The sequence below is a fragment of the Rheinheimera sp. ATLC3 genome (genome assembly GCF_059429535.1).
The window spans coordinates 2,430,459-2,455,031 of record NZ_CM182103.1 but is presented as its reverse complement, the minus strand read 5'-3'; the positions used below and the strand labels follow the sequence as shown (position 1 = coordinate 2,455,031).

At 48.4% G+C, this 24,573-nt stretch carries 16 protein-coding genes; 6 read left to right on the top strand and 10 right to left on the bottom strand.

Annotation, left to right across the window (positions count from 1 at the left end; genetic code table 11):
- Positions 1–13: 13 nt before the first annotated feature.
- The 4 genes from AC5SV9_RS11305 to AC5SV9_RS11290 form a co-directional block, all read right to left on the bottom strand.
- On the bottom strand, positions 14–469 hold the full coding sequence (locus tag AC5SV9_RS11305) for a DUF2489 domain-containing protein (RefSeq protein ID WP_475152551.1): 456 nt from the start codon (positions 467–469) through the stop codon (positions 14–16).
- Between the two features lie 2 nt (positions 470–471).
- Entirely contained in the window at positions 472–1,017 is a 546-nt protein-coding gene (gene yihI, locus AC5SV9_RS11300; protein WP_475152549.1) for a Der GTPase-activating protein YihI, read from the bottom strand.
- Positions 1,018–1,070: 53 nt separating this feature from the next.
- Positions 1,071–1,721 (bottom strand): class I SAM-dependent methyltransferase, encoded by a 651-nt coding sequence (locus AC5SV9_RS11295; protein ID WP_475152547.1) that lies wholly within the window; start codon positions 1,719–1,721, stop codon positions 1,071–1,073.
- Positions 1,722–2,318: 597 nt separating this feature from the next.
- Complete coding sequence (locus tag AC5SV9_RS11290; protein ID WP_475152546.1) at positions 2,319–2,945, bottom strand: c-type cytochrome; 627 nt, start codon at positions 2,943–2,945, stop codon at positions 2,319–2,321.
- Positions 2,946–3,126: 181 nt separating this feature from the next.
- Between AC5SV9_RS11290 and yihA the strand changes: the two genes are divergently transcribed.
- Positions 3,127–3,759 (top strand): ribosome biogenesis GTP-binding protein YihA/YsxC, encoded by a 633-nt coding sequence (gene yihA, locus AC5SV9_RS11285; RefSeq protein ID WP_475152544.1) that lies wholly within the window; start codon positions 3,127–3,129, stop codon positions 3,757–3,759.
- A 591-nt stretch (positions 3,760–4,350) separates the two neighbouring features.
- On the opposite strand, the gene polA is transcribed toward yihA, so the two are convergent.
- Positions 4,351–7,146: a DNA polymerase I gene (polA, locus tag AC5SV9_RS11280; RefSeq protein WP_475152542.1), complete on the bottom strand. Its 2,796-nt coding sequence runs from the start codon at positions 7,144–7,146 to the stop codon at positions 4,351–4,353.
- A 579-nt stretch (positions 7,147–7,725) separates the two neighbouring features.
- Between polA and AC5SV9_RS11275 the strand changes: the two genes are divergently transcribed.
- Positions 7,726–8,121 carry a c-type cytochrome gene (locus AC5SV9_RS11275; RefSeq protein ID WP_134058606.1) on the top strand — a complete coding sequence of 132 codons (396 nt, stop codon included), beginning with the start codon at positions 7,726–7,728 and terminating at the stop codon, positions 8,119–8,121.
- A 248-nt stretch (positions 8,122–8,369) separates the two neighbouring features.
- Positions 8,370–10,925: a sensor domain-containing phosphodiesterase gene (locus AC5SV9_RS11270; protein ID WP_475152541.1), complete on the top strand. Its 2,556-nt coding sequence runs from the start codon at positions 8,370–8,372 to the stop codon at positions 10,923–10,925.
- Here the strand turns inward: AC5SV9_RS11270 and rep are convergent.
- A complete protein-coding gene (gene rep, locus AC5SV9_RS11265; RefSeq protein WP_475152539.1) occupies positions 10,899–12,914 on the bottom strand; it encodes a DNA helicase Rep in 2,016 nt (671 codons plus the stop codon). The genes AC5SV9_RS11270 and rep overlap by 27 nt on opposite strands.
- A 140-nt stretch (positions 12,915–13,054) precedes the next feature.
- On the opposite strand from rep, the gene ubiK reads away from it, so the two are divergent.
- The gene (ubiK, locus tag AC5SV9_RS11260) at positions 13,055–13,342 is read left to right on the top strand and encodes a ubiquinone biosynthesis accessory factor UbiK (protein ID WP_475152537.1); all 288 of its coding nucleotides are present in this window, start codon (positions 13,055–13,057) and stop codon (positions 13,340–13,342) included.
- Between the two features lie 44 nt (positions 13,343–13,386).
- Here the strand turns inward: ubiK and AC5SV9_RS11255 are convergent, their stop codons facing one another.
- The 3 genes from AC5SV9_RS11255 to ompR form a co-directional block, all read right to left on the bottom strand.
- Entirely contained in the window at positions 13,387–17,079 is a 3,693-nt protein-coding gene (locus AC5SV9_RS11255; protein WP_475152534.1) for a S8 family serine peptidase, read from the bottom strand.
- 224 nt (positions 17,080–17,303) lie between these two features.
- Positions 17,304–18,608: a two-component system sensor histidine kinase EnvZ gene (gene envZ / locus AC5SV9_RS11250; protein ID WP_475152533.1), complete on the bottom strand. Its 1,305-nt coding sequence runs from the start codon at positions 18,606–18,608 to the stop codon at positions 17,304–17,306.
- Positions 18,609–19,334, bottom strand: coding sequence for an osmolarity response regulator transcription factor OmpR (ompR, locus tag AC5SV9_RS11245; RefSeq protein WP_134058621.1), 726 nt, complete (start codon positions 19,332–19,334; stop codon positions 18,609–18,611).
- A 232-nt stretch (positions 19,335–19,566) separates the two neighbouring features.
- On the opposite strand from ompR, the gene greB reads away from it, so the two are divergent.
- Together greB and AC5SV9_RS11235 are read left to right on the top strand one after the other, a co-directional pair.
- The gene (gene greB, locus AC5SV9_RS11240; protein ID WP_230819728.1) at positions 19,567–20,037 is read left to right on the top strand and encodes a transcription elongation factor GreB; all 471 of its coding nucleotides are present in this window, start codon (positions 19,567–19,569) and stop codon (positions 20,035–20,037) included.
- Between the two features lie 125 nt (positions 20,038–20,162).
- The gene (locus tag AC5SV9_RS11235) at positions 20,163–22,472 is read left to right on the top strand and encodes a Tex family protein (protein ID WP_475152530.1); all 2,310 of its coding nucleotides are present in this window, start codon (positions 20,163–20,165) and stop codon (positions 22,470–22,472) included.
- Between the two features lie 24 nt (positions 22,473–22,496).
- Here AC5SV9_RS11235 and AC5SV9_RS11230 read toward each other — a convergent pair whose 3' ends face one another.
- A complete protein-coding gene (locus AC5SV9_RS11230) occupies positions 22,497–24,512 on the bottom strand; it encodes a winged helix-turn-helix domain-containing protein (RefSeq protein WP_475152529.1) in 2,016 nt (671 codons plus the stop codon).
- Positions 24,513–24,573: the final 61 nt, after the last annotated feature.

The following is a 24,573-nucleotide window of genomic DNA, read 5'->3' as shown; positions in this document are numbered from 1 at the left end:
CGCGCTTCCGGCTTTATTGAGGCTGGAAGCGCTTTAACAATGCATTCGCATCGGCAAGAATGAAGTCTTTCAAGTCCTGTTCAGCTTTCAGCCTGATATCGTCTTGCTGCCGCGTCAGAGCTTTATCCTGCGCTTTGCGCGCCTGATGTGTCGGCATATCTTTCACCACCTGATACATCTGATGTATACCAGGGTAAGTCGTTACCGGGTCTGGCTCATGTTCCGGCACCAGATGATCCAGCAACACCCACACCCGCAGAGCACCTTCAGATAGTTCGCATTGCTCTTCGCGCATTGCCTTACATATCAGTACAATGCTATCGAGCAGATAGCGTTTTTTGTCGGCCAGTTGCTGCTTCGCCTGTTTACTCTGTTGTTGCAAGCGCCACAACAGAGTGCCGGCATAAAATGCCAACCCTGCCACTAACAACGCCGCCGCGACAAAAAGCACCCACAGTGTTGTAGTCAAAATCAGTCCTCATCACCCAGTAAATCTTTACGCCAATCTTTACGCTCAAACGCTGCCAGTGGATCTAAAGTTTCATCATCTGCATCATCGGCTAATCCCAGCTGCTGCAGAAGCTGCTCTAAACGTGCTGTTTTGGCATTAAAATATTTTGCATCTTTACCCGTCAGAATTTCTTCCTGCTCAACCCGCTCAAGCAGTTGTTGCAGGTAGCCATCATTTTCTATCAGAGCCAGTTCCTGCTCCGGTGTCAATGTTAGCGGTTTCGCTTTAGCCAAACTGGCTTTCGGCTGAGTATGTAATACCGGTTGCTGTGTATCTGCAACCACAAGGGCTATCGGCTTCTTACTGCCAACCCGCTTATCTTTTTTTACAGACTCTCCTTTTGACACAGACGAAACAACAGCAACGCTGTTACGGCTACCTGATTTCAAACCGGCGCCTTTTTTCTTGGTCTGTTCTTTTGGCTGCCGGGTTTTACGGATATCATCCGCCGACAAATGCCGCTGTCCGTTCGGGCCAGCCGAACGTGTTTTTTTCTGACGAGTCATGGTTATCACCTGTAAAAAAGGGCGCACATTTTAACCAGATTTGAGGCGAAACACTAATGCTTTCGGTGCCTCAGTATCACGACATCTGGCGCAACAAAATCCAGTTCAAAATTATCTCGGTCTGCCAGATAGCGAAAAGTATTCTCACTGAAGAAACTGACATGGGTTGGATCAAGTTTGTAATGCCAACCGGTAAAGGCTTCTAAAGTGGTATAACGCTTTGTCATAATGGCCAGAGTGCCGCCGGGTTTCAGCAGTGATAACCACAATGCCCACTCCTGTGCCGGGTTCACAAAATGTTCTATCGCCTCACTACAGCAGATAAAGTGATATTGCTGCTGCAACACTGTCGCGTCCGGGGCAAAATACGGATCCCATACCGCCACCGTTTGCCCGGCTTCCGTTAACATTTTTGCCAGTAAAGGTCCCGGGCCGCAGCCAAAGTCCAGGCCGGATAACCCCTTCGCAGGCAGCGCCTGTAGTAGGGGACCCGCTAATCGCTGTAAGAAGTTACGATAACCTTTATCGTTCAGATCATTCTGGTGTAGCTGGTACTGTGCTAACTCTTCTTGCGCTGTAAGCACTGATGCTCTGTCGGCAAAGACGAGGCTACAACGTTGGCACTGATAATAACTGCGACGGCTGTCCTGATGGAAAAACTGGCATTGCTCAGCCAAACACAAAGGGCAAGGGGAGTTCAACATAGACAGAAGATTAACCTACTAAAAGAAAAAGGCGATAAGATCGCCTTATCGCCCTGGATATATGTGTGTCAACTGGACACTTCTCTCATTCGCTGCCATCTTCCTGATGAAGTTACGACACCCTGTCTGCTCTTCCTGTTTTTATGTTGCCTTCCTGGCTGAGTAATTTTATTCTTTACGATCGTCCTGATACTTTCGTAATCTTCCCTGAGCGTGAAATCACGCAGCACATCATCCGGATGTGTTCTAAACAAAGGCACCGCGCACTTACGTACTGGTACTGACACTTCCCTGCGGATAGTCCTTGTTTTCATTCGTTACGAAATGTAACTGAGGCTTAATTTACTCTGATGAGTTTATATGGCAATACACTACTCAAAAAAAACTACGTTATTTTTAATATTCAGGATAATTAATTATAAAAATCAATAGATTAAAATAAAATCATAGTTCAAAAAAAGTTCAATTTATTTTAAGGAAGGCCTTTTTCCTACACCAGCTGTGAGATATATCTCACAAAATCCTGGCCCCAAAATAAAAAAACCGGCGATGAACGCCGGTTTTTCCGCGATAAATTTCAGCAGTCGCTACAAATAATCAGTGCAAACCGCCCAGGTATTGCGAAAGCACCTCAATATCCTCATCGGTCAGCTTTCTGGCAATATCCTGCATCATGCCATTTAAATCATTTGCCCGCTTACCTTCACGGAATTCCGTCAGCGTCTTTTTAAGATATGTGGCATGCTGGAATGAAATTTTAGGGAAACCACCAAGACTCAAACCCGAACCACGCGGACCGTGGCACGCAATACATGCTGCAATACCACGGCTGGCGTCACCACCACGGTATAACTCTTCGCCTCGCGCTATGACATTTTCAGGGGTCGCGCCAGCTTTCATTTTTTGGGAAGCAAAATATGCTGCCAGGTCTTTCATATCCTGATCGGACAACGAAGCAACCATACCAAACATGATGCTATTGTTACGACCTTGCTTGCCGCCAGTTTCCATGCCGGTTTTAAAGTCTTTCAATTGCTTATATAAATACGTTGCATGCTGCCCGGCAAGCTTTGGATACATATCCACTAAACTATTGCCATCGGCGCTGTGGCAAGCTGCACATACTGCTGATTTCGCTTTACCGGCTTCGGCATCACCATCAAACGCCTGAGCTGTTCCGATAAGACCGAATAACAGCGTCAGTGGAAATAGAATTTTTTTCATTTTTTATCCGTCTCTGTCCGCATTAAACCGCCAGCATACTGGCAACCAAGTGTAATAACCCTAATTTTTATGCCTATTTTACACGAAACTGGTCAAAGTAAAATCCCATACAGCGCGCAAAAGCTTCTGCCGATCCCTCAGATCCGCTACAATGGCACCAAACGATTCGCCGGAGAAGGCTGTGTACAAGTCAAAAATTAATTATCAACGTGCTGCATTTCTAACCAGCGCACCGGATATTGCAGCTTTACCTGCTGATGAAGGTATCGAAGTTGCCTTTGCCGGGCGTTCTAACGCTGGCAAATCCAGTGCATTAAATACACTAACTAAGCAAAATAGCTTAGCCAGAACCAGTAAAACGCCCGGGCGAACCCAGCTTATTAATACCTTCAGTCTGGACCCAACACGCCGGCTTATTGATTTACCCGGCTACGGTTTTGCTAAAGTACCGTTAGCGGTAAAGCAAAAATGGCAGAAATCACTGGCTGAATACCTGATGAAACGCGACAGCCTCAAAGGTCTGGTTGTGTTAATGGATATTCGACACCCGCTAAAAGATCTCGATCAAGACCTAATCCACTGGGCAGTGGAAAGTGAGTTACCCGTACTCATTTTACTGACTAAAGCGGATAAGCTTGGCCCAGGCGCCAGAAAGAAGACCTTACTTGAAGTCCGGGAAGCTGCATTGGCATTTATGGGTGATGTAACTGTGCATAGCTTCAGTTCATTAAATAAACAAGGATTGAGTGATTTGGAACAAGTGCTTGATCTCTGGTTTGGTGCCAGTGAAATGGAACAAACTGTTGCTGAATAACAGGCATAAAAAAACCGACACACTCAGGTGTCGGTCATAGCAAACGGGGAGAAGCTATAATTTCAAATCAACAGGGTGTCTTATTGCTAAGACAGGTTCATTATACAGCAATTCTTGTCGGTTTGAAGTATTTACTCTAAAAAATCTAATAAATTTTCAGTTTCCCCGCCAACTTTCTGCTGCCAGCTGTCACATACAGCCACATTTCGTATTTTAACAACTGCTATGCCATCGATTTCAAATAGCAAAAAAAAACGCCCCACTGCAAGCAGTGGGGCGGCTAAATAAGCCTACTTTCTTGCACTGTAGCTCTATTGAGCTCAGACACTGAAAGATAGAACATCTTACCTCTGTACCCTACAACTCAAATTTTAACCAGACCGAGCCGGAATGCAAGTCATTTCTGTAATAAAACTACAAAATACCGATAAAAGCACAATATCAATTTATTTTAGTAATTAAATTACCAAATTAAATTAGCTAGAATAAAAAAAACCCGCTTTTTAGGCGGGTTAGAAAAGGGTACAGGAGAGAAACTAACAGCATTACTAATTCTTCAGACTCGCTCTTTATACTGTTAGTTCAAAATATTTAGTGCGCCTGGTCCCAGTTATCACCATCGCCAGCTTCTGCCAGCAACGGCACATCTAACTGTGCCGCCTTGGCCATCAGCTCAACCAATTGCTGCTTAACTAACGAGACCTTATCTGCATCGACTTCAAATACCAGCTCATCGTGAACCTGCATTATCATTGTCGCAGCTGGTTCAGTCTGTTGTCGTAACCAGTTATCAACGACGATCATAGCTTTTTTGATAATATCTGCAGCAGTACCCTGCATTGGTGCATTGATTGCAGCACGTTCGGCGCCTTTTCGCCGTGCCATGTTCTGCGCATTGATCTCCGGTAGGTATAATCTCCTGCCAAACAATGTTTCGACATAACCAGACTCGTGCGCTTGCTTACGGGTACGTTCCATATAATCCAGAACGCCGGGGAACCTTTCAAAGTAACGGTCAACATACTGCTGCGCTTCACTGCGGCTGACGCCCAGTTGTTTGGCAAGGCCAAATGCTGACATCCCGTAGATTAAGCCGAAATTAACAGCCTTGGCGCTACGTCGCTGATCAGACGTAACCTCGTCCAGCGCCACACCAAAAACTTCTGCAGCCGTTGTGCGGTGAATATCCCGCCCGTGGGCAAAAGCATCAAGTAATGCTTTATCCTGCGACAAATGCGCCATGATCCGCAGTTCTATCTGAGAATAATCGACAGCCACAATTTTCTTACCTGCCGGAGCAACAAATGCCTGCCGGATACGGCGTCCTTCTTCAGTGCGAATGGGGATATTTTGTAAATTAGGATCGGTTGAGCTAAGCCGGCCAGTTGCCGCTACAGCCTGATGATAAGACGTATGTACTCTGCCGGTTTGCTTATTTTGCATCCGCGGTAACTTATCCGTGTAAGTAGATTTTAACTTGGTTAAGCCACGATGTTCAGTGATAAGCTTGGGAAAGTCATATTCCAGCGCCAACTCAGCCAGCACGTCCTCAGCCGTTGAAGGCGCGCCTGTTGGTGTCTTTTTAAGCACTGGTAATTGCATCTGCTCGAATAGAATTTCCTGTAATTGCTTAGGCGACGACAAATTGAACGGCTTGCCTGCCTGTTCAAAAGCCAGCTTCTCTAATTCAGCAATACGTTCAGCCAGTTGTTCGCTTTGCTTAGCCAGTAGCTTAGAATCAATCAGCACGCCATGTCTCTCTATACGGGACAATATATCTACCAGCGGCATTTCGATATCCTGCAGTACAGTGACCAAACCGTTATGTTGTTTCAGCTGCGGCCATAGCGTCTGATGAAGCCTTAACGTAATGTCAGCATCTTCAGCTGCATAATGCGCGGCCTTTTCCAGCTCTACCTGGTTAAATGTCAGCTGCTTAGCGCCCTTACCAGCAATATCCTCAAAACTTACCGTTTTGTAACCGAGGTATTTAAGCGCCAGACTATCCATATCATGCCGTGCGGCTACGGAATTCAGCACATAGGACTCAAGCATCGTATCAAATCTGACACCGCACAGTGCGATGTTGTCACGAGCCAGCACGCTTTGGTCATACTTAAGGTTCTGTCCCACCTTGGCTTTACTATCATTCTCTAGCCAGGGCTTTAATTGCGCTAATACCCAGTCACGCTCGAGTTGCTCCGGAGCACCAACATAGTCATGTGCGACAGGCACATACCAGGCAACCCCCGCTTCGATAGCAAAAGACAATCCAACCAAATCGGCCTGCATATAGTCCAGACTGGTCGTTTCGGTATCAAAAGCAGTCAACTTGGCAGCATTAAGTTGTTCGAGCATACTATTAAACGCGGCCTTATCCAGAACTGTTACATAGTTCGCAGACTTTACCTTATCACTATCTTGCGAAGCTTCTTCGGTACCAGCTTCTGGCGGCGCCACATGCTGACCAGTGTTGTTTTCAGTATCCACACTGGCAGTTGCCCCTGCACTCAACACTTCGCTGAGCCAGCGACGGAACTCGCATTCCTTATATAGTTCAGCAAGGCGCTCATTATCAGCGGTTTTAATCATCAAATCTGCCAGTTGATATGGCAATTCAACGTCTGTCTTAATTGTGGCCAGCTGATAGGAAAGTTCTAACTGGCTGCGATATTCGTCCAGCTTCGCTGCCATGGTCTTAGCGCCGCGGAAAGTCAGTGTCGCTACCTTGTCCAGCTGCTGATATATCTGCTCTATTGAGCCGAGCCCCTGCAATAATGCCGCAGCAGTCTTCTCCCCTACACCAGGCAAGCCGGGAATATTATCTACTTTGTCCCCCATCAGAGCCAGGTAGTCGATGATAAGCTCCGGCGGAATGCCAAACTTGTCTACTACGCCTTGCGGATCCAGCAGTGTATTGGTCATCGTATTAATCAGGGTGACATGTTGGTCGACCAGCTGCGCCATATCTTTGTCGCCGGTGGAAATTAAAGTATGTCTTCCTTGCCGGCTGGCCTGACGCGCTAATGTCCCGATAACATCATCAGCTTCCACACCACTGACACATAACAGCGGTAAACCCATCGCTTCAATAATACGATGCAGCGGTTCAATCTGACTGCGCAGATCATCCGGCATCGGCGGGCGATGTGCTTTATATTCACTGTACATATCGTTGCGGAATGTCGGCCCTTTGGCATCGAATACAACCGCCATTTGCTCTGGCTGATACTGTCGTAACAAGCTTTTAAGCATGTTAACCACACCGTAGATTGCACCAGTGGCTTCCCCGCGGGAATTGGTCAAATGTGGTGGCGCATGATAGGCACGAAACAGATAAGATGAACCATCGACCAGAATCAGCGGAGTACCAGGAATAGAAACCATCAGTAATATTGTCCTGAAGAGTAAAGAAAGCGATGGGCTATAGCATGCCACAGGCACCCTGTTTACTGCCAGCAAGTCTGCCGGGTGCAGCCATACTAAAAGCTGTGGATAACTTTGTGAAAAACCAAAGCAGAAGAGCTGGTGCTTTAGCTAAAAGCCCAGTTTATAATAAATTTAATTCATTGTTTTAAAAGAAAAAATAAGGGAGTTACTGCTGAGCCCATATTATTATTTTTGTACTTCCTTTTTGTGGAAAACTCTTTTTAATGTCTTCCGCCGGCGGAAAACTCTGAATCTCTGAGTATCTACCGGTCAAGTAGACTACCACACTGAACGCAGATGCAAAGCAAAACCCTTAAATAATTTTGCTTTTAAAAAAGCTTCAAACTGACATGAAAAGCATATGCGAGTATTGGCGCTATATTGCCGGGTTTTGTTAGTTCGCCTCCCTACTTCTGTACTTTATCGCGTTGTGCCTTAATCGGTAGATCAGCAGCGACTATAGGGCTTCCCCTTGCCGCAGCTTGGAGGCTATAATGGCGTAAAATTTGTGCGGACATTACCACAGGAATCTATAACATGACTAAATTCACCCTAGCGATAGCTTTGCTGTTAACGACATTTGGCATTCATGCCAGCGCTGATGCAGACAAAGAAGCTTTGGCTAAGCGCCTTGCGCCGGTTGGGCAAGTATATGTTGCTGGTGCAGCAGCAGCTCCAGCAGCAGGCGCATCAGGTCCGCGCAGTGGTGAGAAGGTGTACCAAACAGCGTGCTTTGCCTGTCATGGTACCGGGGCACTGAATGCACCAAAGAAAGGTGATGCAGCCTGGAAACCCCGCTTAGAGCAAGGCTATGACACCTTGCTGAAGCATGCGATTGAAGGCATTCGGAATATGCCTGCCCGCGGCACTTGTGGTGACTGTAGCGACGACGAGCTGGCTGCAGCAATTAAGTTTATGACTGAAGGTGTCTAAATTGCACAGCTAAAGCTTTTAAATAAAGGCCACTTGACGGTGGCCTTTATTGTCTTTGTTGTTTTATATAAAAAATTGACCTAAGAAAAGGTATAAATAATAGCCATACCCCTCTTCCATGTGGTTAAACTTTGTGCATAATGATGCGCTGTTAATATAAAGTCGCAGCTGTTCGACTGTAAAAATAAGAGTCAGGGTTGAAGGGATCAACGAAGCTGAACAAAAGCCAAAAACAGGCGGAAAACAAATTGCGCCGCCTAACATTACTGGCACAGCGTTATAAGCAGGCGTATATTACTCAGGGCGCCTTATTACGGCTGTCTGAATTAGCAAGCACGATCAGTGACATGCGGGACTTTTATCCTGCGATTCACAAGATGGTGTCAGAATTGTTGCATGCCGAAAATTTCTACGTCGTGTTCTATGACAACGAAAACGAGTTATATGCCCCACAATATTTTTCTGATGAAAAAGACCAGCAAATTATCGAGCAGGTCCCTTCGAGCGCATTTTCCAGCGGCCTGACCGGCTATGTTGTCCGTACCGCCAAGCCACTACTTTGCGATAATCAGCAGTTCGAGCAACTGATTGCCGGGGGCCATATCCAGTCTCAGGGTTCGCCAAGTACACACTGGCTCGGTATTCCACTTTGCCGTGGCAGTAAAGTCATAGGCGTCATGGCAATTCAGTCATATAACGAAAAGCAGCGGTACACCGAGTCTGATTTAGATTTGTTCTGCAGCATCGGTGGACATACTATTACAGCGCTGGACAGAGTTAAAAGCCGCGAGTTACTGGAAGACACGGTACGACAACGCACTCGTCAGCTACAGAAGATTAACAGTTCCCTGCAAAAAGAAATTAAAGAGCGTAGTAACGCTGAACAATTACAAGCTGCGCTTTATCGTATTTCAGAGTTAACAGCCAGCAGCCATGATATGAATAGCTTCTATCACGCTGTACACCAGGTACTATCCGGCCTGATGCCCGCAGAAAATTGCTATATCGCACTGTTAGATCCAGACAAAGCAAAACTGACATTTCCTTTCTATCTTGATCAATACTCTCCGCCGGCCAGAGAGCGTCCACTAAGCCGCGGTTTTACCGAATATGTGATTCGTTGTGGCGATGCCAGATTAATTAGCAGTGAAAAAGCTACCGAGCTGGTTAATGCCGGCGAGATACGCCGGGGTATGGCGTCGCCGAACCATCAGGCCCGTTACTCGACCAGTTGGTTGGGTGCGCCACTACTGATTGATCAGAAAGTTATTGGGGTTATCGCTTTACAGTCTTATGAACAGAGTTACAGCTACAGCGATACCGAGCTGAATATTCTACGTTTTGTTTCTCAGCATATTGCCGTTGCTATCCAGCGCAAATTGGCGACAGAACAGCAAAAACGCCAGCAGGAAGATCTCGAACGCAAAGTGTTTGAAAGTACACGCGAGTTACGCCAAACCAACCTGTTTCTGCGCTTGCAGGTCGAAGAACGGAAAAAAGCCGAGCAAAAACTGTTTTATGAAGCTAACCATGATGCACTGACAGGGTTAGCTAACCGACAGATGTTCTTACAGCAGTTAAAACAACAGTTCGCACTGAGTAAACGCCAGCCACAACTGAACATGGCGCTGCTGTTTATCGACTTAGACCGCTTTAAATTGATCAACGATACGTTGGGGCATCATGTTGGCGACGCCTTTCTGATTGAAGTGAGTAAGCGCCTGTTAAGCACAGTGCGCGAGCATGATTTGGTTGCGCGTCTGGGTGGCGATGAGTTTGTTGTATTACTGACCAGTCTGCTGGATGACACTGACGCTGAGGATATTGCAGAGCGTATCATTGATAAGATCCGTCAGCCCTTTTTGCTGCAAGGCCAACCCGTACATTCCGGTGCCAGTATTGGTATTGCTCAGTTTCAGAAAGAACACAGTGCCGCAGAGGCTATTTTACGTGATGCAGATGCCGCTATGTATCAGGCCAAATCGATGGGGCGCAACCGCTTTGTCATATTTAATGACACTATGCGCGAGAGGATGCTGCAAGCACTGACGATGGAGCAAGTGATACAACAAGCTCTGGAACAACAACAGTTTACAGCGGTATTTGAACCGGTTTTATGTGGTCAGGCCCGGGATCTTATCGGGTATGAAGTACACACTCAATGGCAACATCCTGAACTTGGCACTCAATACGATTTCAGTAAATATGCTGCCGATGCAGGCATGACGCCACAGATAGAACAGCTGATGTTACAACAGGCTTGCCGGCATCTGACGGTCAGCAGTAACGATAGCGGTTTGCTGACCGTCAAACTCAGTACAGCGCACCTGCAAAAACCCGAGCTGTTCGAAAAATTAAAGCAACAACTTGCGGTCGTAGAGCATAAACACCGACTATGCCTGGCATTTACCGAGCGTGAATTATTGCAGGCAGATAGCTCGGCTTACGGGCCGTTAAAACAACTAAAACAAATGGGCATCAGGCTGGCACTGCATCAGTTCGCTGCTGAAACGGCTCCGATGGGCTTATTGTTGCAACAGCTGTTTGAATTTGTAAAACTCGACGCGAGCTTCTGTCGGCAACTTCCACGCAATGAGCAAAAGCGTCAGTTACTTCAGATGCTGCAAACCTTAGCGCTAAGTTACAAATTCCGCCTACTGGCAGACGGCGTTGACAACGCTGACTTGCTCAACCTGTTGCTGGCAGAGGGCTGCTGCTTTATGCAGGGTAAATATGTTGCGGAGTTACTCAGCGCCCACGAGCTGGCTAACGCGCCATCAGTTGTTTTTCAGCAACTGGCGTAAACGCTCAATATGTGCAGCACCGGTCTGCTGGCGCTGTTCAGCGGTTTTCACGGGTGCCGCATTTTGCCATTCCAGGTCATCCTGTGGTAGCTCATATAAAAACCGGCTTGGTTCAGGACGAATCGTCTCGCCAAACTGGCGTCGCTCTTTGGCATAGGTAAAAAATAACTCTCGCTGAGCCCGCGTAATACCAACATAGGCCAAGCGTCGTTCTTCCTCGACATTATCCTCGTCTATGCTGCTCTGGTGCGGCAATATGCCTTCTTCCATCCCCACCATAAACACATAAGGAAACTCCAGGCCCTTAGAAGCATGCAAGGTTAACAGTTGCACCTGATCAGCATTGTCTTCTTGCTCTTGCCGCTCCATCATGTCACGCAGTGTCAGGCGTGTCACCACCTCCGGCAAAGTCATGGGTTCATCATCGTCTTTGCCTTGCAGCATCTCTGTTATCCAACGATACAGCTCATTGACATTCTTCAGTGCCATTTCGGCGGCTTTCGGGCTGGTGCTGGTTTCAAACAACCAGGCTTCATAGTGGCTTTGCCGGATCAAATCCCGAATAGCCTCAGCCGGGTCGGCCCGCAGTACGTTGTCTGCAATACCTACTATCCAGTGAGCAAACTGTTTTACGGCACTATGGGCACGGGCAGACAAATGCATCGATAACTCACTTTCACAACAAGCCGCAAACAAACTGATTTGCTTCTCATTCGCCAGATTGCCAATTTGCTGCAGTGTCGCCGCGCCAATTTCACGCCGGGGCACATTAATAATGCGCAGCAGCGCATTGTCATCGTCCTGATTGACTACCAGCCGCAGGTACGCCATTACATCTTTAATTTCGCTGCGTGAAAAAAATGAGGTACCACCGGATATTTTGTACGGAATGCGGTTGGTCATCAGCGCTTTTTCAAACAAGCGCGACTGATGATTGCCACGATAAAGCAGCGCATAATCCCGATATTGGCTGCGGTTAATAAAACGGTGCGAGATTATCTCTGCGACCACTTTTTCGGCTTCGTCTTCTTCATGCTTACAGGGCAAAACTTTAAGTGGCACACCATAACCATTCTCACTGAACAGTTGTTTATCAAATTCATGCGGGTTATTGGCAATCAGGATATTGGCCGCTTTCAAAATACGCTCGGCCGAGCGGTAATTTTGCTCCAGCTTAATCACATTCAGGCTGGGAAAGTCGGTTTTTAACAGCACCAGGTTTTGTGGCCGGGCACCACGCCAGGAATAAATAGACTGATCGTCATCGCCTACGACGGTAAAGCGCTGCCGCTCACCCACCAGCCACTTAACTAACTGATATTGGCTGGTATTAGTATCCTGATATTCGTCGACCAGCAGATACTGAATTTTATGCTGCCACTTGGCGCGTACTTCGGCATTGTGCTGAAACAGCAAGGTTGGCATCAGAATTAAGTCATCGAAATCTAATGCATTGTAAGCAGTAAGTTGCTGACTATACTGCTGATAATAGTTTGCGAAACTGATACTTTGCGCGTCAGCAGCGTCAGCCAGCGCTTTGGCGGGCAATGTCAGTTCATTCTTCCAGTTACTTATTTTGCTTTGCAATGCCCGTAGGATATCTTTATCACCCTGAATGTCATGCTCACTCAGCTCTTTTAACAGCGCCAGGCTATCCTGATCGTCAAATAACGTAAAGTTGGCTTTATAACCAATATGCCGGTATTCCTTTTTCAGAATTTCCAAACCCAGTGTGTGGAAAGTTGAAATTGTCAGGCCACGTGTTGCCGTTTTAGGCAGTTGGTGGTTAATACGTTCACGCATCTCGCGTGCTGCTTTATTGGTAAACGTTACCGCGGCAATATGGCGCGCAGGTAAATTGCATTCCTGAATTAAATACGCAATTTTATTAATAATAACCCGGGTTTTGCCGCTGCCGGCACCCGCCAACACCAGACAAGGCCCGGAAATAAATTTAACTGCAGCATTTTGTTGCGGATTTAACTTCATTGACACACCCTTATACCAAGGCGGGCATTGTAACGAAATTTGCCGCTAATTAGCATTCGACTGACAGCTTTTGCCCTGTAGAATAACGCTGAAGGTTTTGCACGAGGTCGCAAGTTACTGATGTAACACAGGAGAACGAAATGATAGATGCAAAAAAAATTGAAGATATCGCCAAACAAATTGGCAATGCTATCCCACCACAAGTACGGCAGTTCGCTGATGATGTCGAAGCCAAGGTAAAGCAGGTGCTGCAAAATAAACTGGCAGATATGGATTTTGTCAGCCGTGAAGAGTTTGATGTACAGCGCCAGGTGTTACTGCGCACGCGCGAAAAGCTGGAGCAATTGGAGCAGCAAGTTGCAGCGTTAATGGCAGAGAAAACTCAGCAATTTAACGGTAAAGAATTACCCTCCTCAGATCAGCAATAGCACTAAAAAAAACAGAGCCCGAAGGCTCTGTTTTTCTCTACTGGTTAACTACGTTTGCGGCGCAGCAGCAATAATGGCAGTGCCAGTAAGCTAAACCAGCCAAAGCTACCACTTGATGGTTTATTTACCGTTACACTTACCGTTGCCGTGCCTGTCATACCTGCGCTGTCTGTCGCGGTAATAACAACGCTGTGGGTTTTAGCATCAGACTTGGTTGGCGTACGCGCCAGCACCAGCTGGTTATTTACTACAGTAAACAAGCTATTGCTAGTTGTCAGGCTGTTTACCGTTGCACCCGCTTCAGTGACATTTACCGCCACATTACCCAGGCTGGTGCCTGATGCAGCACCAACATCAACCTTGGTTTTGGTCAGCGTTACCGACACCACCGGGCTTTCATCCGCCAGGTTGTTTACGTTGACAATGACCTGCTCTGGTGCCGATACATTACCGGCTGTATCCAGCGCAATCACTTCCAGCTGTATCTGGGTTAAGCCCGCATCGTAGTTCAGCAACGCACTATTGCTGACCATGATATCGCCGTTGCTGGCAACAGTTACCGCATTAGAATTACTACCCGCCAGCACAAACTCAGAGACCGGTGAAGAGAAATCAACTTCAGCGTCAACCTTGCCAATGATAGTGCCATCAGCACTGTTTTCATCCACGCTAAATACCTGACCGGCAGTAACGACCGGCGCCTTATCAGCTGCATTCAGATCTGCCACTGCAATACCATCACCCACATCAGACAGTAACACGAAGCCTGAGGTGGTATTCCAGTTCAGTACAGCCGACTGCCCTGGTGCCAGCTCTGTAACGGCTTCACCTGCCGCGTCTGTCAGAGCTACATCTGGCGATAATGTCAGCTTAGCACTGGTGTAAATTAGATCGTCGTAATCTATTGAACCCGACGCAAAGCCCAGGTTGTAACCGTCGTTAAAGCTCAGGTAGGCGACGCTGATGTCTTTACCGATATCGGCAGCCGTCAGGCCGACGTCTTCAAAACAAGCCGTCAGCGTGACATTGCGCTGTCCTGAAACATGATAAGCATCACCGGCCATACCACTTAAGGTACCAAACGGCACTGCGAAAGAGCCGACATAACCGGTTGGGTAGTCATCACTGAGGCGGGATAACAGCAAGCTCATCACTTCGTATTCGAAGTTCTCGTCGTTATCAACATCCAGCAGGAAAGCAAAGTTTGCCTGTAACGTATGGCTAAGTGGTTTATCCAACGTAAAGCTTGGCGCTAACAGATAGCCGGATGAGCAGTATTCGACCGGTATCACGTCCAACGTTGCTGCCCTGAGATCCTGCGGCACAGCATCTTTTGCTGATGTTGCCACCAGTTGTGCGGCAAAGGGCTGTGCTGACACTGCACCATCGTTACGTACAATGTACTGAATACCCTCTTCGGTAATATCAGAACGGATTTTTAGATCGGCATTTGCCTTAGGCAGAATGTGATAGACCAAGTGCAGATCAATATCTTCACCAGTCGCACTGTCATTGAATAAAATCGCGCCATCGTATTCAACTACGGTCAGCAAATCATTCTTCTCATTAACATCGCTACCGTTGTTTAGTTCCCAGTCGTGTAACTTAGTCGGGTCCACCGTCAGCGCTACAACAAACTGTACCGTTTGACCCGCGCCAACCGTCACCGACTCTGGCAGCTCCCAGCTTAATGCGCCAGTTGCGCTGTCGTTGGCAAAACGCTGCTGCACACTCAAACTGTAGGTACGCGCTTCATCGCTGAAGTTTTTCAGGCTAACCGTTTTATTAAACTGCGCTTTTTCAGTCAGAGTTTGCAAACCGTAAGATAACGCAGCCTGCTTAGTATCAAATTTACTGTCATACACCCACGCCAATGCGGGTGAGTTTACCGCCTTTTGTACATCAACCAGACCTGCGCCCATCGCACTTATCGGTGCAAGCTCTGCATTAGCATTTAACGCTTTAGGCTCCGCGGTAACATTCAGATTGGCCGTATTCATCAACAGCGCTTTAGCTTCAAAAGCATTCAGCTCCGGCCTTGCCTGACGCAACAAACTGACGGCACCTGCCGTGATAGGGCCTGAGAATGAGGTTCCTGTCGCGGGTGCCAGCCCCGTGCCTGTGCCTACGTCAGCAACCATAATTGCGGTGCCCGGCGCAGTAATTTCAGGCTTTAATAAGCCATCCATAGCAGGTCCGCGAGAGGTGAAATCTGAAATTGAACCAGGTGTCGCAAAAGACTCAGCTTTTACCGAATACGTTACAGCGCTGCCTTCGGCCAGCAACGCTTTAATCCGCGCGCCTTGCTCCAGTGAGATACCGACAGCAGGAATAGTAATACCCGGCGCACTGCCACCGGCACTTACCGGACCGGCGTTAGCCGCATTATTTGCAATGATAACAAACACTGCGCCTTTAGCCTGAGCATTCAGTACTTTTTGTGTAAAGTTACAAGCACCGCGATCGACCAGAACAGTTTTACCCGTCAGGTCAATGTCGTCGGCGAAGGCATCACATGCCAGGCCATTCTCCGCAACGTACACCAGCTCGTGTTCTGCACTGGTAAAGCTGAATACGGTTACCGGGTTAAACCCGGCGGCTATCATTTCAACAGCCTCACCCGCTACCGTGTTGGCAGTAATGTGAGCGGTTTCAGCCGTCGGGTGTGTCATTGCGCCTACTGACAGTGCATTCGGTGTCGTACTTGGGCCACCAACAATAAACGGGTTCGGACCATCGTTACCGGCTGATATTACCATGTTAACGCCCAGCTCTACCGCACGCTGGATCAGTAGCTGAGTACCACCGCTGGTATCTGTGGAACCGAAATCGCCACCCAGCGACATATTGATCACATCAACGCGGTCAGATAAATCACCGTCGCCATTGGGATCCATCGCGGCTTCCAGTGCATTGATTTGTGCCACACCCGTACAGTTTACCGGAGCCGGAGCACATACCCGGTAACCATAAAATGATACGTCCGGCGCTATACCATTTACGGAGTTAGCCACTGAAGTACCATGCCCCTGTGCTACATCATCTATTGGGTTTGGGTCGTCAGCGACGAAGTCGTAACCACCCACGACGTTGCCTTGTGGCCAGCTGACTGTGCCAGACTGGTTAGCAAATGCTTCTGTATACGCCTCTTCTGTACCAGCCCCGCCCAGAGCTGCATGGGTATAATCGATACCAGTATCCAGAATAGCGACTTTAATGCCTGCGCCTGTCGCTACACCTGACTGTACAACCGGTGTCGCTTTTATATATTCCTGACTGGCAGCAACGAGAGGTTTGCTATCATAAACCGGTAAAATCTGCTTTACTGCCGGGTTTTTCCTCAGGCTAGCCAGCGCTTTATCACTGGCTTTAACCACAATAGATGCGGCCAGATATTTGGTTGTTGTCAGCACCTCGGCGTCTTTATCCAGTTGCTGTAACTGTGATGCAACCTGCTGCTGCACCTCGGCGATATTTTGTGACAGCTGCTGCGCCCGCTGTCTGTCATATTGGTTGCCGGACAATGCATAGCTGGTTGGCTGCGCATTCAGCTGAACCAGATAGGCAGAAGGCTGTTTTAACTCTTTGTCCGCCTGTTGCAACGTGGCATTACGCTCACCACCATAAACGGTAGTTTTTGCACCCATACGGAACTGTTCCAGGGTTGCCGCCGATGCGGTACCGGCAACAGCCATAGTGACCGCCATAGCGACCAGTGATTTATTAATCTGTTTCAAAACGTTCTACTCCATACTTCAACTTAAGAGCGTTTTACTCTCTTTATTATTTTTGCTAGCGCAATAACTCTATTATCACACCTGTAAATAAATGTAACGCCCTAACGTAAAGTTTTTATATGGAGCAGCGATAAAAATGTAAAGTTAACTAACCGAGTTAGTACGAAATGAGATTAACAGCATGCGCACAACAAAAATGCCCATGCAATGAACTGACTGGCAGACTAACGCTGTGGCAGGTATACCGTTACAACTAGGCCACCATAGGCATGGTTGTGTAAGGTAATATCGCCATGGTGCATATCGACAATTTTCTTAATGATCGCAAGACCCAGGCCTGAGCCACCGCTGCCACGGGCGATATCTCCCTGAGTGAACGGCTCAAACATCGCTTTCATTTGATCTTCCGGGATACCAGGTCCATGGTCACGGATTTGCAGATAAGCCCGCTTACGGTTGCGTTCAAAGCCGGTGGAGATTTCAATGTCGCCGTCACTATAGCGCAGTGCATTTTCCAGCAGATTATTCAGTAAGCGCTTAATAGCGATGCGCCTTAACATAACATCCGGCAAATCATCGGCCAGCTCGGTAACAATTCGGCGCTGTTGCAGATGCTCCGCCTGTACCAGCTCCCGCACCAATGTATTCAGATTTTCTTTCTGGCCGGGCTCTTCTTTATGATGGCGCAGATAATCAATAAACTGATCGATGATAGCGTTCATATCATCAATATCATTAATAATGCCTTCACGGATCCAGTTGTCCGGTTCCTGCATCATTTCGGATGCCAGGCGGATCCGTGTCAACGGCGTGCGCAGGTCATGGGATACACCAGCCATCAGCAGTGCTCTGTCCTGCTCCAGCTGCCGGATACCACGGGCCATGTAGTTAAAAGCTTTGGTCACTGCAATGACTTCGGTAGAGCCTTTGTGTTCAGCCAATGGCGGCGGAAACTCGCCCCGCCCAACCTGCAGCGCGGCTTGCTGTAAGCTTTTCAGCGGCCGGTTCAGCTGCCGGGCAAACAGCCAGCCGCCACCGACACTCAGCACGCCTATCATCAACAGATAAAACGTCAACGGCGAAAAATCAGTTTCATCCAGGCCGGTAAGCGGTACTTTTACCCAATAATGCGGTGCTTGTGGCGGCCTGACCCAAAACGCATAAGTATCGCCCTGTGCCACCCTTACCTCAGCAGGGCCGCCGAGCTCGCGTGACATAAGGTCAGAAAAGTAACCGTAGTAAATGGCCTGCTCAAGGCCCTGATGCAGCGCTTGTTGCTCGGTATACACTTCTATACCTGTCGCCTGCTGAAAGCGGGCTGTCAGCTCGGTTGATAGCACTGATTGGGTGTGACCGACATCAATAAAAACCACTTTAATCTGTTTCGCAATCAGATGATTGATCTGCTGAGTTGTCGGTTTAATCACATAAAATGCCACCGACAAATAGGATACCAACTGATTAATCAGCAACAATAAGCCAATCAGAAAAACCGTCTGACCAAAAGCACTGCGCGGGAGTATACGCATTTAATTCACACTGCCATCCGGTACAAACACATATCCCAACCCCCAGACAGTCTGAATATAACGCGGGTTGGCGGCGTCATCCTCCAGCATACGGCGCAGACGCGACACCTGAACATCGATGCTGCGCTCCATCGCCGAATAATCCCTGCCGCGGGCCTGATTCATCAGTTTGTCGCGCGATAATGGCTCGCGGGGGTGGCTAACCAGCACTTTTAGCACGGCATATTCGCCACTGGTTAACGGCAACAGCTCATCGCCCTTTCGCATCTCCCGGGTAGCTAAATTAAATTTAAATGGGCCAAACTCTACCACGCCTTCGGCCTGGCTCGGTGCGCCGGGCAGCTCTTTACTTTTGCGACGCATCACAGCGCGAATGCGCGCCAGCAGCTCCCGTGGATTAAAAGGCTTGGGCAGATAATCATCTGCGCCCATTTCCAGGCCGATAATACGGTCAACTTCATCGCCTTTAGCGGTCAGCATAATAATAGGAATTTCGTTCTCCTGTTGGCGCAGACGGCGGCAGATAGACAGGCCATCCTCGCCGGGCAGCATCAAATCCAGCACCACCAGATGAAAGTTCTCCCGTTCCATCAGCCGCTGCATCTGCTCATAGTTCGCCACGCTACGCACTATATATCCTTGCTCAACCAGATAGCGTTCCAGCAAAGCACGCAGACGCATATCATCGTCAACAACCAGGATTTTCGGGGTTTCAGAACTGGCCATAGTGAAGTCTCCACAATATTTGCTTCACTATAAACGAAAAAACTGCCAGGGCGAAAAACCTTGGCAGTTCTTTATGTTACAAAGTTTGTCCGGCTATTTTTAATGGAAAGAAATATCTTTCTTTGCCAGCAACAACCTTGATCCCGCAATTCTATGGCCATCTGATAGCCAGCATTAGCTAAAAACTGCTACCATTTGCTGTCGTTTTTAACCAGCAATAACAACTTACTCTATGCGCACAGATCTGATCACCCGCGAAGGCTTTGACGCGCTGCAACAGGAGCTGAATTACCTGTGGCGTGAAAAGCGTCCCGATGTAACGGCCAAAGTGGCCTGGGCTGCCAGCCTCGGCGATCGCAGCGAAAACGCCGATTATCAGTACAACAAAAAACTGCTAAGGGAAACAGACCGGCGCATCCGCTTTTTACGTAAAAGGCTGGAGGTTCTGAAGATTGTTGATTACTCGCCTCAGCAGGACGGAAAGGTATTCTTTGGTGCCTGGGTAGAAATTGAAAATGACGACGGCGACGTGCTGAACTTTAGAATTGTCGGCCCGGATGAGATCTATGGCCGCAAAGATTATATCTCTATCGACTCACCTATGGCCCGCGCGCTGTTAAAAAAAGCGGTGGATGACGACGCCCTGGTACGCACCCCGACTGGTGATAAACTTTGGTTTATTAACGCCATCCGTTACACCTGAGCGCGACCACCCTGCATGTAAGAATGGATTTTTTGTCTGACAAAGGGGACAATCGGCATATCTCGTGGTCTTTCATCTGACGTCTTTCACCCCTCAGGGTGCGTAAAATCAGGAATGTTTCGTTTATGTCTATTATTGTTAAGCAGATTGCGGCAGAAATTGCTGCCCGTCCGGAGCAGGTTGCTGCCACTATTACCTTGCTGGAAGAAGGCGCAACGGTGCCTTTTATCGCCCGTTACCGTAAAGAAGTCACCGGCGGCCTGGATGACACCCAACTGCGTCATCTGGAGCAACGTTTAACCTATCTGCGCGAGTTGGAAGAACGCCGCCAGGTAATTTTAAAAACTATTGATGAGCAAGGTAAGTTAACACCAGAGCTGAAGCAGGACATACTGGCAGCCGACAATAAAACCCGTTTAGAAGATTTATACCTGCCTTACAAAGCCAAACGCCGCACCAAAGGGCAAATTGCCATTGAAGCCGGCATTGAACCACTGGCCAACGCGTTAATGCAAAACCCTAATTTGAACCCGCAAACCGAGGCCAGTGCTTATCTTAATGCTGATGCCGGCTTTACTGATGAAAAAGCCGTCCTGGATGGTGCGAAATACATACTGATGGAGCGTTTTGCAGAAGATGCTAACCTGCTGGCCCGGTTGCGCCAGCATCTGGCTCAACATGCGGTAGTAAAAAGCACCGTTGTTGCAGGCAAAGAGCAGGACGGCGCCAAGTTCCGCGATTATTTCAGTCACTCTGAAAGCTGGAAATCAACGCCGTCACACCGTGCACTGGCGATGTTGCGCGGTCGCAATGAAGGTGTACTGCAGTTGCAGCTGGTGCCGGACGCAAACGAAGAAACCGCACACAGCCTGTGTGAGCAAATGGTAGCTCAACATTTTAATATCAAAGATGAAGGCCGCGCCGCCGACACCTTTCTACGAACAGCAGTGCAATGGACCTGGAAAGTAAAACTGCACCTGAGCCTGGAAAACGACTTGCTGGGTGAACTGCGTGAAAAAGCCGAAGAAGAAGCCATTAAAGTATTTGCGCGCAATTTAAAAGACTTGCTGATGGCAGCCCCTGCGGGCATGCGCACAACACTGGCACTGGACCCGGGCCTGCGCACAGGTGTGAAAGTAACAGCAATTGATGAAACCGGTAAGTTACTGGCACAAACTACGATATTTCCGCATGCGCCGCAAAATATGTGGGATAAGTCAGTACGCACCCTGGCGGCGTTGTGCCAGCAACATAAAGTAGAACTTATTGCTATCGGTAACGGCACCGCATCACGCGAAACCGACAAGCTGGCCGGCGATGTCATCAAAGCACTGCCAGAGCAGGCAATTCAGAAAATCATGGTGTCTGAAGCTGGCGCGTCGGTTTACTCAGCATCTGAGTTGGCAGCACTGGAATTCCCTGATCTCGATGTGTCACTGCGCGGCGCGGTATCCATTGGCCGCCGTCTGCAAGACCCGCTGGCAGAGCTGGTGAAAATTGAACCCAAAGCTATTGGTGTTGGCCAGTATCAACACGATGTAAACCAGAGCCTGCTGACCAAATCTCTCGATGGCGTAGTCGAAGACTGTGTGAACGCGGTAGGGGTAGATTTAAACACGGCGTCAGTGCCACTGCTGTCCCGCGTAGCCGGCCTGAATAAAACCCTGGCGCAGAACATTGTATTTTACCGTGACAGCCATGGTCGCTTTAATGAACGCAAAGAACTGTTAAAAGTGCCACGGCTAGGCCCTAAAGCCTTTGAACAGGCTGCAGGCTTCCTGCGGATCAGTAAGGGTAATAACCCGCTGGATGCTTCGGCCGTGCATCCTGAAGCTTACCCGTTGGTAGAAAAAATTCTGGCAGCGCATCAAAAATCGGTTGATCAGATCATCGGCAATAGCAGCTTCTTAAAAAGCGTTGATGCCAAGGCCTTCGCTGATGAGCATTTTGGTATCCCCACCATTAGCGACATTTTAAAAGAACTGGATAAACCCGGCCGCGACCCGCGCCCCGAGTTTAAAACAGCCAGCTTTAAAGATGGCGTAGAAACGCTACAAGATCTGAAACCGGGTATGCAGCTCGAGGGCGTAGTTACTAACGTAACCAACTTTGGCGCCTTTGTTGATATTGGTGTGCATCAGGATGGGTTAGTACACATTTCTTCGTTAACCGATAAGTTCGTCAGCGATCCGCATCAGGTTGTAAAAGCCGGCGATGTGGTTAAGGTAAAAGTGCTGGATGTCGAAGTTGCACGCAAACGTATCGCATTGACGATGCGTATGGATGAACAGCCCCAGCCCAAAACAGCAGATAAAGCAGCGCCGCGGCAACAAAACAACCGCAGTGCAGCCGCTCCGCGTCAGGCAAAACCGGCAGACAGCAATGCCGCTATGGGAAATGCCTTTGCTGAAGCCTTCGCTAAAATGAAAAAGTAGCCGCCAGTCAGCTGCAGCCATCCGCTACTGCAGTAGCGGATGGCTAAGTCTTTGGATATCGGCTCTAGGATGCATTGACAACTCAAACAGCAGGCGCTGATTTTCTTCATCAAAACTCATCACGCTGAGTAAATGCAGTAAATCAGGGGGCAAAAGAATAAGATCCTGCAGCCGGCCATCGTTGGTATCATAATAGCTGACCAGCAACTGTCCCGGCTTCTGCTGCAGAAAGTAAATACCATGTTCTGTGATTGTCCATGCTGTGCGGGAGCTGAATATGCTGCCAGGCAGTAGCTGTTTTTCAGAACCATCGGGCAAGAGCTGCCACAAACCACGATTGCGGCCTTTGCTGAAATAAAAGCGATCTACTGCCATCATCTGGCCCCATACTCCGCCTTTAAACGTCAGTTGGTTCACATCACCTGAACTGGTATCAATACTGAAAAGATTACTGTTGTGTGAAAAAATGACCGCGCTGTCATCATACCACCAGCTAATTTTTCCATGCCAGAGTGCACCGGTTTTAAGCTGAGTCAGCTGCCCAGTTTTAACGTCCAGCAGCATAAGCTTGTCTTCTTCCTCATTTGGCAGACGGGCAACAAAGGCAATGTAGCGACCGCTGTTGGACCATTGAGGGTACTTTACCATACCGTGCAATTGCGTCAGCTGTTGCCGGTTTTCCATATTCAGGTCGGCTTTCCATATTTCCATATAACCAGACTCATTACTGACATAAGCCAGTGCATGCTGCTTTTTATTGTAGTGCGGCGCTTCATACCGGGCATCCGCAGCAGTCAGCGGAAACACAGCCCCAGTCACACTCTGATTTAATGGCAAGTAACCCAACTGAGGCACATTGTTGTTGGAATGATAAAACACATCACCATTAGGCAAGATACGACTTGGCCAGGCAAAATCTTCCAGCTCCAGAGGCTGCAATTGCCGATCAGTCACATTCAACAAATAGCCCTGACGTTTGCCATGCCTGAACGTCGAAAACAATAACCGCTCGCTATCCGGGTGCCAGCTTAACCCCAGAATATCCTCTTCACCGCTTGTCAGCTTTTGCTCCTGGCCGGTCGCGAGATCGTGCAAATATATTTCTTCAGACAGACGATGAGCTCGGCGGGTCAGAGCCAGATACCGGCCATCAGGTGAAAAGGCCATGTCTCTTACCCGATACTGACAATATTGATGGCATGGCACAGCCTGAGGTTCAGCTTCAGGATTTTGCAGGTCGAGCCGGTACAAACTGGCGCCATCAGGCTGCAAACGACCACTGAATGCCAGATATCGGCCATCAGCTGAAATATCCATATACACAGTACTGTGGCGGTTGCAGGCTGCTAATTGCTTGCTGGCCAGCGTTACCGTATCCAGCTGCATAATAAAGCATTCGCCGTAAACTGCTGTTTTGCTGGAGTAATAAATATGCCGGCCATCTTTTGACCACAGAGGCCGGCTTTCATCATCCACACTAAAGGTAAGCTGTCGCGCAGGTGCGGAAGTATTCTGCATATCCAGCAAATACAGATTGCTGGCCGTTTCGAATTTTCGCCAGCTGAATACCAGATAACGCTCGTCCGGCGACAAGGCCGGGAACATTGCACGGCCATTGCCTTTTGTCAGTGACACTATATGCGCAGCAGTGTCTTTAGCGATAGCTGCTGTATTGTAATGAGCCACGATACCCAAAAGGGTAATCAGCATTACCCCTGCGACTGACCACAGTACTGTTTTTCGTCGCGCCGTTGCAGCCTTTGTTGCAGGTTCAACCGGAGCAGGCGACGTTGCATTTTGCTCTGTCAGATACACAGGTGCCACAGCCAGCCGGTAGCCTTTTTTCCGCACTGTGTTGATAAGTTCTGATTCAGCAAGTTGTTGCAGCGAAGCTCGCAATTGCCAGATAGCATTGGTCAGAGCTTTTTCACCAACATAGCTGTTGCCAGCCCACACGACGTCAATCAATTCCTGCCTGCTTACCAGGGCCGGATGTTGTTGTGCCAGATAAGCCAGCACTTCCATTGGCTTCTGCTGCACTGACGTCCCGGCTCCTGCCGCTGTGCAAAGGCTCAGCTCAGCGGGATTGACAAGAAGTTCT